Annotated in this window: 12 protein-coding genes and 1 pseudogene; 5 read left to right on the top strand and 8 right to left on the bottom strand. The window is 57.2% G+C overall.

Translation table 11 applies throughout. The features are described from left to right. The 4 genes and pseudogenes from ACUVSA_RS12550 to ACUVSA_RS12565 form a co-directional block, all read right to left on the bottom strand. Positions 1-278 (bottom strand): annotated as a pseudogene (locus ACUVSA_RS12550) (hypothetical protein); the annotation flags it as partial. After that, on the bottom strand, positions 251-517 hold the full coding sequence (locus tag ACUVSA_RS12555) for a hypothetical protein (RefSeq protein ID WP_445895088.1): 267 nt from the start codon (positions 515-517) through the stop codon (positions 251-253). The pseudogene ACUVSA_RS12550 and the gene ACUVSA_RS12555, both read right to left, overlap by 28 nt. 110 nt (positions 518-627) lie before the next feature. Then, a complete protein-coding gene (locus ACUVSA_RS12560; RefSeq protein WP_445895089.1) occupies positions 628-1,131 on the bottom strand; it encodes a hypothetical protein in 504 nt (167 codons plus the stop codon). A gap of 66 nt (positions 1,132-1,197) precedes the next feature. Further along, a complete protein-coding gene (locus ACUVSA_RS12565; protein WP_445895090.1) occupies positions 1,198-2,055 on the bottom strand; it encodes an RNA methyltransferase in 858 nt (285 codons plus the stop codon). Positions 2,056-2,125: 70 nt separating this feature from the next. On the opposite strand from ACUVSA_RS12565, the gene amrB reads away from it, so the two are divergent. Further along, positions 2,126-3,544, top strand: a complete 1,419-nt coding sequence (gene amrB / locus ACUVSA_RS12570) for an AmmeMemoRadiSam system protein B (RefSeq protein ID WP_445895091.1) — start codon at positions 2,126-2,128, stop codon at positions 3,542-3,544. A gap of 65 nt (positions 3,545-3,609) precedes the next feature. Then, on the top strand, positions 3,610-4,146 hold the full coding sequence (locus tag ACUVSA_RS12575) for a hypothetical protein (protein ID WP_445893278.1): 537 nt from the start codon (positions 3,610-3,612) through the stop codon (positions 4,144-4,146). On the opposite strand, the gene ACUVSA_RS12580 is transcribed toward ACUVSA_RS12575, so the two are convergent. Beyond that, entirely contained in the window at positions 4,143-5,420 is a 1,278-nt protein-coding gene (locus ACUVSA_RS12580; RefSeq protein ID WP_445895092.1) for an MFS transporter, read from the bottom strand. The two genes, ACUVSA_RS12575 and ACUVSA_RS12580, sit on opposite strands and share 4 nt — an antisense overlap. Before the next feature lie 23 nt (positions 5,421-5,443). Between ACUVSA_RS12580 and ACUVSA_RS12585 the strand changes: the two genes are divergently transcribed. After that, entirely contained in the window at positions 5,444-6,271 is an 828-nt protein-coding gene (locus ACUVSA_RS12585) for a zinc dependent phospholipase C family protein (RefSeq protein WP_445895093.1), read from the top strand. 140 nt (positions 6,272-6,411) lie between these two features. Here the strand turns inward: ACUVSA_RS12585 and ACUVSA_RS12590 are convergent, their stop codons facing one another. Next, positions 6,412-7,296, bottom strand: a complete 885-nt coding sequence (locus ACUVSA_RS12590; RefSeq protein ID WP_445895094.1) for a P-loop NTPase — start codon at positions 7,294-7,296, stop codon at positions 6,412-6,414. Between the two features lie 122 nt (positions 7,297-7,418). Between ACUVSA_RS12590 and ACUVSA_RS12595 the strand changes: the two genes are divergently transcribed. Together ACUVSA_RS12595 and ACUVSA_RS12600 are read left to right on the top strand one after the other, a co-directional pair. Continuing rightward, complete coding sequence (locus tag ACUVSA_RS12595; protein WP_445892112.1) at positions 7,419-7,829, top strand: carboxymuconolactone decarboxylase family protein; 411 nt, start codon at positions 7,419-7,421, stop codon at positions 7,827-7,829. 523 nt (positions 7,830-8,352) lie between these two features. Further along, complete coding sequence (locus tag ACUVSA_RS12600) at positions 8,353-8,550, top strand: FmdB family zinc ribbon protein (RefSeq protein WP_445895095.1); 198 nt, start codon at positions 8,353-8,355, stop codon at positions 8,548-8,550. Positions 8,551-8,818: 268 nt separating this feature from the next. Here the strand turns inward: ACUVSA_RS12600 and ACUVSA_RS12605 are convergent, their stop codons facing one another. After that, complete coding sequence (locus tag ACUVSA_RS12605) at positions 8,819-10,114, bottom strand: D-alanyl-D-alanine carboxypeptidase family protein (protein WP_445895096.1); 1,296 nt, start codon at positions 10,112-10,114, stop codon at positions 8,819-8,821. Between the two features lie 293 nt (positions 10,115-10,407). Further along, positions 10,408-11,970: a 2-isopropylmalate synthase gene (locus ACUVSA_RS12610; protein WP_445895097.1), complete on the bottom strand. Its 1,563-nt coding sequence runs from the start codon at positions 11,968-11,970 to the stop codon at positions 10,408-10,410. Positions 11,971-12,334: the final 364 nt, after the last annotated feature.

The following is a 12,334-nucleotide window of genomic DNA, read 5'->3' on the forward strand; positions in this document are numbered from 1 at the left end:
TCCCATCTTCGATTCTGCTCCTCCCATCTTCGATTCTGCTCTTCCCATCTTTGATTGTGCTCATGCCATCTTTGTTTCTCTTCATTCCATTTGCGTGTATTTTCTTCCCGATCCCGGCGCAATTCCTCCAGCAGCCGGTCAAAACGGCTCTCCGTCTCCTCTTTGTCTGCATATTGGTGTCGCGTGAGTCGAAGCACCCAATCCCGAAAGTCGGGATGGCGCTGGAGAATCCCTCGGAGCTCGCGACGAATCAGCTCGATGACCTGTTCGTTTTCCATCTTTTTGCCTCTGCGGCGGTGCGCCGTTGAACTTTCGAGCCCACGGCGTCTTGGTTGAAATGGAGTGCGGCCTCTTGTTCAGCGGCAAGTGATCCAATAAAATTTTTTTTTACCGAGCGGATATTTTTGTCAAGAATCGACGGACTCTGTGGGCAAATCTTTTTCGCTCCAAAACGTCTATCTTCAGCTGCCAGGGCGGTCATTGACCAGACCATTATGAGGAATTCTTCCGCGCCCATGAGGGGGCGCTCAAAGCAAGTTCAGGCGGATAAACAAAAAAAGAGAAGCCCGGGCCTTTCGGGGCGGCGCCGGGCTTAAGAGGTTCAGAGGATGAAAGAGGACGTAGAAGTTAATAGCCGGAGGGCGTGTGCGGCTGTCCGGTGACGACGGCCATCCATTTTTCCAGAGCTTCCACTCGGGCGTCGTAACCTTGAATGCCGAGAAGCTTGGCACCCTGAAGGTTGGGTAAAACCGTTTGGTAAAGCCTTGCCAGCTCTTTTTCTCGAGAGGCGACGACAGCTACGCCTTCTCGCGCCGCCTGTTCCACAATGGGCCGAAGCGTGTTCAAGGCTTCTTCATGGCTGGCGAAAGGCTTTCCCACCAAGGATCGAGCGGCGTCTGCCGACACGGGAATGAAACCGTACCCCGGCACGGCGGAACCCAGCAGGCCCCACAACCGGCCCTTGCAGAGGCCAAGGCCGCCCCGCTCCGCCCGAAAATAATAATGGGACGGCGTCGCGAACAGCAAAAGGGATCCCACGACAAGGATCACGGCAAGGGTTACAGCACCCTTGAACAAGAGACTGCGGTTGATCCCAGAAACCACGACGCGTTGACCGCTCGCACCCTGCATAATTATCCTCCATATTCCGAACTTCGTCGCGATGGGAGTAAGAAACGCCGCCAAACGTTACACATTCTAGTCAAGGCGCGGCCTTGAGTCAATCTCTTTGTCCCGTGCATGGGCTTGGCGCAGCGCCTCGGAAGCCATCTTTTCCCCGTACCATTCAATCTGCCGGCAGATGCCTCGAATGATCTTCACTTCCCGTGCCTGCAATCCAATGCGGCTGAAAAACCGTCGCAGGCTGCGCATCCAGTATTCCGGATTTTCCGGATTCACGAAGTGAATCTTGGCCAAAATCTCTTGAAGATGCTGGTACATGGCTTCCAGTTCAAAACTGGTGGCTAATTTGGGCGCAAAGCTTTCGGGCGGTTCCTCAGCGGCTCGAAAGATTTCATAGGTCATGATCATAACGGCCTGAGCCAGGTTCAGGGAGGCGAATTCCTTGGACGTGGGAATGGTGACCAGGGCGTGACAGTACTTGAGTTCCCGATTGGCCAGGCCTCGATTTTCAGGCCCAAAAAGCAGAGCCGTTCGATTGTTGCGGCTGATGTGCACCACTCGGCGGGCCATGTCCCGAGGGTCCAGGACGGTGCGTCGTTGGGAACCTGTTCTCGCCGTGGTGCCGATGATATAGTGAAACGATGCCAAAGCCTCGCACAGATCGTCGTAAACTTCCATGGTGGCCACCACGTCTTCGGCGGCATGGGTGGCCATCTTGAGGATGCGGGTGAGATCACAGTCCAACGGGTCCACGACGATGAGGTGGCGGATGCCCATGTTTTTGGCGGCTCGTGCCGCGGCACCGATGTTTTCGGGAAAATGAGGGCGGTGCAGAACCACGGCGATGTTGTCAAGAAAGGCTCGGCTGAGTTCCATGGACGCGATGCCAGGCTCCTGAGTGAGGGGTTGAAAACGCCAAAAGACTTTCATCATAAGGGACATCATTATAAAGTGTAACGCCAAGGATGCAACAAGCTGTCGCTTCATCCATGGGGGGAAGGGCATGGGATTGGAAAGAATACGCGAGTCCGTCATTGCCGGAACATGGTATCCCGGAAATCCGGAAAAACTGCGCAAGGCCGTTCTGGAATACTTAGCCAAGGCGTCGGTCGCTTCCCTTTCCGGGCGTCTGGTGGGCTTGGTGGCTCCGCATGCCGGTTACGTTTATTCAGGACCGGTGGCGGCTTATGCCTACAAGTTGCTAGAAGGAAAGCCCGTCAAGAAGGTGCTCATCATGGCGCCCAGTCATCGGGAGTATTTCAATGGAGCCAGCGTGGACGATGTGGCCGGTTACCGAACGCCCTTGGGCGTGGTTCCGGTGGATCGCGCGCTGGCCCAAAAGCTCATGGCGCATGAGGATCTCTTTTCTCATGTGCCTCAGGCCCACGCTCAGGAACATTCCCTGGAAATCCAGTTGCCCTTTCTGCAGGTAGTCCTGGGCACCTTTCACATGATTCCCGTGCTTGTGGGGGATGTTACCCTGGACGGATGCCGGCGTCTTGCCCACGTTGTGGCCGAAATCGTCGGCGATGACGAGGTTCTGTTGGTGGCGAGCACCGATCTTTCCCATTACTACCCTTACCAGGATGCCAAGAATCTGGATGCGCGCGTCATAGAAAAGGTGGACGGGTATGACCCTGAGGGACTTTTTGAAGCGTTACGCCGAAGAGAATGCGAAGCCTGCGGCGGCGGCCCTTTGGTGACGACGTTGCTGGCGGCTCGAGAGCTGGGCGCCACCAAGGCCCGAGTACTGCACTACGCCAATTCCGGAGACGTCACGGGAGATCTTCGAGGCGTGGTGGGATACATGGCGGCCGCTATCCTCGATAACCCTGGAGGGACCCTCAAGAAAGCGCCTTCAATGGAAACCCTCGGGGTGGCCGAAGGGGCGTTTTCTGAGGAGGAAAAGAACGTCCTGCGCACGGTGGCGTGGCAGGCCATTCGCTGGAAACTCGGGCTCGAGTCGGAACCCGTATATGAGGGAGAGGCTCCCAAGCTTTGGCAAAAGCGCGGCGCCTTTGTCACCCTGCACAAGGACTCGGCCCTTCGAGGATGTATTGGGTATGTGGAGCCGCACAAGCCCCTGTGGCAGACGGTCAAAGAAGCGGCTGTGCAGTCGGCCTTTGGTGACCCAAGGTTTCCGCCGTTGCGAGCGGAGGAAGTGGAGGCGTTGCAGCTGGAAATCTCCGTCTTGAGCCCTTTGGAACGAATCCGGGATCCTCTGCAGTTCACCGTGGGTCGCCATGGCCTGGTCATTCGCAAAGGCTATCACAGCGGGCTGCTGTTGCCTCAGGTGGCCGTTGAGCACTCGTGGAGCAAGGAAGAATTTTTGGACTGGACGTGCAAGAAGGCTGGTCTTTCACCCGAATGCTGGCGGCAGGGGGATGTGGAGGTGTACCGGTTTTCGGCAGAAGTTTTCTAACCGGCTGTCTGATCAGACAAGCTGGAAGAACGGGAAGCAGCCATTTTAGAAGAAAGGAGTGGGGCGTGGGCGATGTGATTGCTATGGACGAAAAACGGCGCCGTCTACGAGCCCGTCGCGCCTTTTGTCTTTGGGAAAGGCGCTTTCATTGCCTGTTTGATGAGCACACCTCCATTCGAGACCTTCCGGACGCCGTGCTGGCCGTCCTGATTCAGCCAGGAGAACAATACACTCGGCTGCTGCAATCCCTTGTTTTGAGAATCCTCAGCGGGGAATCGGATGTGGACTTGGAAAAGCTCTCCCCTGCCCAAAAGATTCTGACCATTGACGTAACCCTGTTTCTGGTGGATCAGATCCGCTTTGAATGCATGCGAAGGCTTGGGTGGGTCGAACCGGATCCTCGCGTGGACACGCCCATCGTGGATCTCGTGGACCAGGCAGCCCAGGGGAACATGACCACTATGCACGCCACGCCCGCCATCCTGGCCTCGCACCCTCTGTACGCCGAATACCAAAAAACCTTTGTGGGGGATCAGGCTGCTTTTGTCCGAAAGCTTATTCCTCGAGCCATCGAAGAATTTGTCCGCCGAAACAAGAGCTAAGCATTGTCTTTGACCGTCGCCAGCATGGCGGCTCCGATGAGAAAAAACACCGCAAGAGAAAGAATAGCGGGGCGAGGCGTTCCGAAAACATCGCGAATGACCCCGAAGACAAAGGGTCCAAGGATGGCAGAGAATTTTCCGCCGATGGCAAAGAAACCAAAAAATTCGGTACTCTTTTTCCCAGGAATCAGGCGGCTGAAAAGCGACCGGCTGAGCGATTGACTGCCCCCCAGAATAAAGCCCACGACGGCCGCAAGGATCCAAAAATGGAGCGACGAACGCATGCCGTATGCGAAAAGGACCATGCCGCACCAAAGGGCCAGGCTGATGAGTAGTACGCGGCGTGTGCCGAACCTTTCCCCGGCACCGGCCATCAGCGTGGCTCCGGGAAAAGCGATCCATTGCGTCATGAGAAACGCGCCGGTCAACGAGGTTGTCGAAAGCCCGAGTTCCGTGGCGCCATAAACAGACGCCATAGTGATGACGGTTTGGATGCCGTTGTTGTAGAAGAAATAGGCCACGACCATGGTTGCCGCGCGCGGGTGAGCCCACAGGTCTTTCCAAAGCGCTGCAGTGAAAGGGGACGGCGCTGTTGATGCCGAGTCGATAAGCCGAGGAGCCTGTGAAGGGAGCCACAGAAGGCAGGGAAGCGTAAAGAAGCCCCACCACAGGCCGACGGTAAAAAAGGCCAACCGGATGACCTGGTGGGTGGTTTCCAAGCCGATCCATCGCGGTTCATGCAGCCACATCAGATGAACGGCTAGTAATAAGCCGCCCCCTACATAGCCGTAAGCGTAACCTAAACCGGACAGCCAATCCTGCTGCGACGGAGAAGCGATGTGGGGCAAGAATGCGTTGTAAAAAATCTCGCTAGCGGAAAAACAGGCATAAGCACCGATGAAACACACCAAGGCCCGCCATACGGTGCCGGGGCCCGTGGTTGCCAGAAGCGTTGTGGTTGCGGCTCCACTGAAAGCCAGCAGGAGAAACAGAGGGCGGCGTTTTCCGTGAAGGTCTGCCCATCGGCCGATCCAGGGCGCGATGACGGCCACGCAGAAAAGAGACGTGGAGACGGTATAGCCCCAGAGGGAAGAGGCCTGGGTGGTCCAGCGCAGCAAGCCCAGATCAAGGGTCATGCCTTTGGAGGGCATGATCACCTTGGCGAAGTAGACGGGAAACAGCACGGCGAGAATGCTTGTGGCAAAGGCGGAATTGGCCCAGTCGTAAAGGCACCACGCCCATTGAGCCTTGGTGCTCGGAAGAAGTCGCCGCATCGCCGCTTTCAAGGAAGGCCCTTATGCCCAAGGAACGTTTCCATATGCTCCTCGCCGGAGAGGCTGCCCGCATCGTGTTTCAGGGTAGTCGGTCACGCGTGGACGAAGAGTCTTACCTTCTGGGATCCATCATGCCGGACACCTTGTTCTACGATGTCCCTCACATGCGCCTGTCACGCCTCGGGCGGCGCCTTCATCGCCTGCAGGGTGAATCCGGCGCCGATGCCTGCCGCCGCCTCTTAGACCGCGTTCCGTTCACAAGTGCCTCGGGGCGGTGGTGGCTGCTCGGCATGATGACCCACTTTTTGGCCGACGCCTTTTGGCACGGGCTGGTGAACCATTACAGTATGCCGCCCTTTTGGCCCTGTCGCTATTATCGACTCAAGGCCAGTTCCTGCCACTTTTGGCTGGAGAGCCAGTTGGAAGCCCACTGGATTCCCCTTGTGGGCCCATGGGATGGCTTTCGTCGAACACTTCGCCGCATTCGCACGTCCCTATGGCGGCGCCATCCGGCAGCGTCCTATTTCAGGCACTTTCTTCAATGGTCCATTGGCGGAAACGCACCGTCGGAGAACATCCTTCGAAAATGTCTTTTCTGGCAGGCGGCTTTGCTGACCCTCTTTGCCGATCCTCCAGGCGACGGCCTCCACGAGCGGCTTCTGCTCAGCCGTTGGGGACGCCCGCTGGGGGCGCTCCTGGTCCCAAGGGCCTCACGCCTGCCGGAACTCATGGCCACGGCGCCGGACCTTCTGGAATTTCATCTTGGGCTGCATCCTTTTGATGGAAAACTCCTGGCACGGTCGGTTATGGGCCTTGCGGTAGGTCTATGGAAGGCCTCCGCACAACCGTGACGCCCTGTATGCCCCTCACCGAGCCTTTAGAGGACGGCCTTTCGGCCGTCCGCCCATGAGCGGACCTCAAGGCACCGTCCCGCCAAGGGGGACCGGTGCGTGTCCAGCACTTGTGCCAAAGAACGTTCTCCATCGCCAGGCTAATGCACAGCTTGGTTTTGCGCCCGCACGCTGTCTGCGGGGGGAAACCGCTCGATGAGCCGATCCACCATTTCGACGACCGCCTTGATGAACGGCGAGGAGGCTTTGGGAGCTTCTATGACGGGTTTTCCTTGGTCCCCTCCCGCCACGACAGCGGGATCAAAGGGAAGGGATCCCAGGAAGGCAATCCCCATCATTTCGGCGGTTTTTTTGCCTCCACCCGTGCTGAAAATGGGAATGAACTGCTGACAGTGGGGGCAATAAAGCCCCGACATGTTTTCCACCAAGCCAGCAATGTCCAGCTGGACTTTCTTGCAGAAATTAATGGATTTTCGCACATCGGCCAGAGCGACTTCCTGCGGCGTCGTGACAATCACCGCCTTGGCGTCGGGAATAATGCGCGCAATGCTCAGAGGCTCGTCCCCTGTGCCGGGAGGACAGTCCACCACGAGGAAATCCAAATCGTTCCAGGTGCAATCGCTGATGAACTGCTGAATGACACCGTGCTTGAGCGGGCCTCGCCAGATAACGGCGGAATCCGTGTCCTCCAGCATAGATTCGATGGAGACCACCTTCAGGTTGGGGCTGTATTCATGAGGCAGGATTTCCTGGTCCTGGGATACTCGAAGCAGCCCGTGCAACCCCAGCATCTTGGGGATGCTCGGCCCGTGAAGATCGATGTCCATCAACCCCACCTGATAATTTTTTTGAGACAGAGCCAAGGCAATGTAGACCGCCACGCTGCTCTTGCCCACACCCCCCTTGCCGCTCATGACGATAATCTTGTTCTGGATCCGCGCCAGCTTGCAGGCCAGAATCTCGTCTTTGGAATGCTTCTTTCGGGTTTCACACGTGGAGCATGATTTGCCTTCACAGGTTGCCATAGCGTATTCTCCTCATCTTCCGGATTCTCTCAAACCGGCGCTAAAGTAAAGGGAGGCTAGGGAATTGTCAACGCATGGGTCGGGTTCCTTGAAAACGCCAGTGTCAGGAAGGAGGGCATGGCATGTTGGAAAAAATTTTAGTGGAACAAACCAAGCAAACGGCAGCCAAGCTATTTTCGGGCCCCGTACGCCTTAAAGTGCCCTATGAACTCTGGAAGGAGTTTGATCCGGAGCTGGCTCGGGAACTTTCACTTTTCATCACTGGCAACATGTATTCGCGAACGGTCCTTTCTTTGCCGGAACGCCAATTGGTGGCGGTGGCGGCTCTGGCTGCCTTGCAAAAGCCGGAGGAACTGCGCATTCATCTGCACGGTGCCTTGAATGTGGGGGTCAAGCCGCGCCATCTTGCGGAAACCATTTTTCAGGTCGGAGTGTACGCTGGGTTTCCGGCTGTGAACGGCGCTTTAGCCGTGCTGAAGGAGGTCTTGCTGGAACGGGGTCAATGGCCGCCCACTCAGGATGAAGAACCCTAATAGGCTGTCAGAGGCCCCCGTGTCGAGGGGCTCACTCCCTTATGTTGAGGATGACGACGCCACCACCTTGATGGCAAAGGAACGCTGCGGGTTCGTCAAGCGGCCTTGATGACCGAACAACAGCCTTTAAATTCCGTCGAACAATTCCGGTTCTGAGCGGACATGGCCACGTTATTAGGGGTGTGGCCGGGAATGGCCTGGCCACGTCCTTTCGGTTTGAGGCTGCAGGAGCGCCGCAAAGCGCGATAAGGCATCGCGGCTGGCGCTTCTCCTATTGAAGGTGTTTTTTCACTCAAGCTACTGGGTGAAATTGCCGGATGATGAGCCCGCAAAAACGAGTTTGAGACGGCATCTTCAAGGTTTTGACAACGCGGAACTTTGGTGGGTCGTTGCACTTGGTCGCGAAGAAAAGCGTTCTCGGGGCAGTTGCCGGTGTTGCGTTCGTCCATAAGGATGTTTAATTTACTGCTGAGCCTTTGTTCCTCATTTCATGTTCCAGTGGGACCTTGTGGAGGAGGTGACCATGCCCATTTACGAATATCAATGTGCCCGGTGCGGCAACGAATTTGAGAGTTTCATCTGGTCGGCCAAGGATCAAGAGAGATTAGCCTGCCCGAGGTGCGGAGCCACGGACGTGAGAAAGTTGTTGTCTTCTTTCGCCAGCAGAGGATCGCTTTCCAGCGTCTTGAGCAGTGGATGTGGGACGGGTGGCTTCAGTTGAGCGGGCTGAGCAAGGGCCGGTAGGGTATCGGCCGAATCTAGTAGAACCCACAGAGTGGACATTCTCCTAAGGAGTCGAACCAATGGAAAGGGATATTTTGTGGCTGGGCGGCATTGTTGCCGCCTGGATCGTGCTCAACAAGTGGATTTTGCCCAAACTGGGCGTACGTACCTGAATTTCGGATGCTTGCGAGATCGGGCCATCTCGCACGCCGGATAAGGGCAAACCCTCCACGTAAAAGGGCGGCGTTGCAGGGGCAGACTGCATATCAGAGTAAGCGGCGTTTCTTGCGCCTATGGTTCTTCAGTTGCATCAAGACCAGCAGGGTGGATCCGCAGGCCAGGATGGCCCCCGAGATGTAGGCCAGTGGCCTCCACACGCGATGCCATGGGTAATCACCAAGCAACAGAATGGAATGCCAGAGGCGAACGAAGATGTTGGCTAGGGCAATGTCTGTATTGCTCACCAGGTCCAGGGAAGCCAGGGTGGTGTCGCCGGCTTTCAAATAGGCGCGTCCCAAAATTTGCCTTTTGTGAATGGGGGCGGTGACCGCTGAAGGAACGTCCAAGACCCATTGAACGTTGTGGGCTTTTTCTTTTCGGACCACCACGGGGCTGGTTTCTTTAAAGAAAAGGGAAACCTGGGAAGCTGCGCCTTTCCACACCTTGATCACCGCGGCCGCTTGATCGGGGTTGGGCGGAGGAATGAAGGCGTAGAGGCGATATCCCTGGTTCAGGAGAGCCAAAGCTTCTTTTTCCCTCACGGCCGGGCTGGGTGCGCCCATGACCACGGCCAAAAGGCGAAGCCCGTTGCGCTGGGCCGTGGCCATGAGGTGGTAGCCGCCATCGGCCACAAAACCCGTCTTAAGCCCATCCACGGAGCTGTCCTTGAGCAACAACCGGTTTCGGTTGGGCTGCGTGATGTCATGGTAGGTGTATTCGATCATGGAGTGGAACCGCAGGCTCTGGGGAAATCGGCGCAGATAGGACATGGCCAGCGTCGCCATATCCCGGGCGGTGGTCACCTGCCCCTGGGCCGGCAGGCCGTGAGGATTCAGAAAGCGGCTGTGGTGCATTCCCAGTTCTTGAGCTTTCTGGTTCATGGCGGCGACAAAAGCGTCCAGGGATCCGTAAAGATGTTCCGCCACAGCCACACAGGCGTCGTTTCCAGACACCACAGCGATGCCTTTGATCAGCTCTTCCAACGGAATCTTGTTGCCGACTTCCACGAACATTTTGGACCCCCCCGTCTGCCAGGCCGTCTTGCTGATATGGACGGGATCATCCAGCTTCGCGTCGCCGTTTTCCAGGGCTTCAAAGACCAAATAGAGGGTGAGGACTTTGGCCAAGGACGCTGGCGCAATGGGCACATCCGGATTCTGTTCCAATAAGGTTTCCCCGTTGGTCACGTCCACGAGAATGGCCGATGTGGCATTGAGGGTCGAAGAAGATTCCGCCGCACACCATGCCGGTGCTGCCCATGCGGTGAGCCACGTGAATCCGAGCACCCAAAAGAAAAATGCTGGCATAAAAGACGGCACAAAACCAGCGGTGCCTTGACGCATCGGCATCAGTCCTCCCGAGAATCAGGCCGACGACCCGCTCCACGGGGCGGCGCGGCCTGTTTTTCACGCATCCTTCAAAGCCGCGGAAACTCTTAGTGGCCCAGTGGGCGAAAGTCAAGGGGAAGCCCCTCGTGGCAGGTGGTGGCGGTCCCGGCCGCTTTTTCCGCTGGCGTTGGTGTGAACCCCCTGGGGCCGCTTCAGAGGAACCAGCCCACTCGAAGCAGGAATGTGTCCGAGTGGGCCGAGGCTGTGGTCTTGTCCACTCGTGGTCCCGCAGGGACGGGGAGTGAGCCTTAAAGGCGAGGTTGCCAACTTTCCCACTCGGTGAATTCGGATACCGAAGGCTCTTTGGACTTTTGTTCCAACTTGTTGAGGGCGTTGACGAAGGCCTTGGTGCTGGCCAATACAATATCGGTGGCCACGCCTCGGCCCTGGACAGTCTGTCCGTTCTCTTCCAACTGCACATGCACTTCACCGAGAGCGTCGGTTCCGGATGTGGCGGCATGGACTTCGTAGCGCACCAGTTTGGGAAACCGATGGGTCATCTTGCAAATGGTCTTGAAGGCGGCATCCACGGGCCCTTGACCGAATCCGGCGTCCTGGCGTACCTGACCGTCGATTTCCAGCTGGACTGTGGCATGGGGAACAGAAATGGATCCTGCGGAAACATTAAGATAGAGCAGTTTATACCTTTGGGGCGGAGCCAGAAGGGTTTCATCCAAAAGATTTTCCAGATCCGACACGTAGAGTTCTTCCTTGCGTTCGGCCAATTGCCGGAAAGCGTCGTAACACGCCTGAAGGCTCTCTTCGTCCAGGAGGACACCCATGTCCTGAAGCAGTGTGTGAAATACATCGAGTCCCAGGTCTTTGGCCACCGGTTGGGCTGCCTGATGCAGCCCGAACTGCTGTGGATCCATGATCTGGTAAGGAGGTTGTGCCGACGCGTCGCCCAGGGGGGGCACTGTGGCCTCGCAGACAAAAGCGTTGGCTCCCACTACCGGCTTGTGCACCTGTACATGGATACCGGTCAGGCGTTTGACAAGTCGGCATGTGGGGCCGATCTGGCTCGAATCCAAGGAGAGCTCGAAACCAAAATGGTCGAGCCGCGCCTTTAAAGCGGCCGCCAGCTCCTCCAGAGCAGTGTTGCCGGCGCGTTCCCCGATGCCGTTGACGGTCACATGAACCTGGCTGGCTCCAGCGGCCAGGGCCGCCAGAGAATTGGCCACGGCCAGCCCCAAGTCATTGTGGCAGTGAATGCTCAGCATGACGCCTGAGCTCTCGCCCAAAGCAATCTTGAGGGATCGAAAGAGATTCTCGACTTCCACCGGGGTGGCGTAACCCACCGTATCGGCGATGTTGATCACGGTTGGCCCGGCCTCGGCCACGGCCTGGACCATGGTGACGACATCCTCCGTAGAGGCCCGAAAGGCATCCACCAGGGAAAATTCCACATCGGCGCAGCGCTCCTTGGCCAACCGCACCGCCTTGCATGCCAGATCCAGGGTTTCCTGAAAGCCTTTCTTAAGAAAGTGCTTTCGATAAAAAGGCGAAACGGGCACAAAGGTGTGCAGGCGAGGCCGCGCACAAGAGGCTAGGGCCCGCACGGCTACATCAAAATCCGTAGGATTTGTGGCCCGAGCTAAAGCGGCAATGATGGGACCGGACACCGTTTGGGCGACCTTCTGGACCGCTGCAAACTGCACTTCGGACGCCGCAGGAAAGCCGGCTTCGATGACATCCACGCCCAGTCGCGCCAATTGAACGGCCAGACGAAGCTTTTCAGGAACAGTCAGCATGGTGCCGGGTGATTTTTCTCCGTCGCGCAACGTGGTGTCAAATAGGCGAATGGCGGACATCTGTTTCCTCCTCATGGCATGGTGGGTGTCATCCTGGAGTGGCACGCATCCGTTTCACGGGTCCATCGATACTCGCAGCCCCATTATCGTCTTGTCAACAGGTTTGCGAACGCCGGTGCCGGCTCCTCCATGGAAAGGGGCGTCCTTTCCTGCCGTGGGCCGAGACGCGGACCGCGGAGATGGGAACCCTTTCCTGTATCCTGAATTTTTCCAGGGTGCCCATAGGAGCGGCCCGTGTGGCAGGCAATACGGCAGCTCTTTGAGCCTGAAGGCGTGCACATTTAGGTTGCAATGGCAAATTTTCTGTGTATAGTGTGCGCGTTTAACGCGCCTCCGTTTATGGCGTTTGGATGGAAGCATGCGG

This window comes from Desulfosoma sp. (assembly GCF_052743555.1).

Excerpts from the sequence above, each read along its gene's own strand:
- ACUVSA_RS12555 (WP_445895088.1), bottom strand. The coding sequence starts at position 517 with ATGGGCGCGGAAGAATTCCTCATAATGGTCTGGTCAATGACCGCCCTG.
- ACUVSA_RS12610 (WP_445895097.1), bottom strand. The coding sequence starts at position 11,970 with ATGTCCGCCATTCGCCTATTTGACACCACGTTGCGCGACGGAGAAAAA.
- ACUVSA_RS12590 (WP_445895094.1), bottom strand. The coding sequence starts at position 7,296 with ATGGCAACCTGTGAAGGCAAATCATGCTCCACGTGTGAAACCCGAAAG.
- ACUVSA_RS12580 (WP_445895092.1), bottom strand. The coding sequence starts at position 5,420 with ATGCGGCGACTTCTTCCGAGCACCAAGGCTCAATGGGCGTGGTGCCTT.
- ACUVSA_RS12595 (WP_445892112.1), top strand. The coding sequence starts at position 7,419 with ATGTTGGAAAAAATTTTAGTGGAACAAACCAAGCAAACGGCAGCCAAG.
- ACUVSA_RS12565 (WP_445895090.1), bottom strand. The coding sequence starts at position 2,055 with ATGATGAAAGTCTTTTGGCGTTTTCAACCCCTCACTCAGGAGCCTGGC.
- ACUVSA_RS12600 (WP_445895095.1), top strand. The coding sequence starts at position 8,353 with ATGCCCATTTACGAATATCAATGTGCCCGGTGCGGCAACGAATTTGAG.
- ACUVSA_RS12585 (WP_445895093.1), top strand. The coding sequence starts at position 5,444 with ATGCCCAAGGAACGTTTCCATATGCTCCTCGCCGGAGAGGCTGCCCGC.
- ACUVSA_RS12605 (WP_445895096.1), bottom strand. The coding sequence starts at position 10,114 with ATGCGTCAAGGCACCGCTGGTTTTGTGCCGTCTTTTATGCCAGCATTT.
- ACUVSA_RS12560 (WP_445895089.1), bottom strand. The coding sequence starts at position 1,131 with ATGCAGGGTGCGAGCGGTCAACGCGTCGTGGTTTCTGGGATCAACCGC.
- amrB (WP_445895091.1), top strand. The coding sequence starts at position 2,126 with ATGGGATTGGAAAGAATACGCGAGTCCGTCATTGCCGGAACATGGTAT.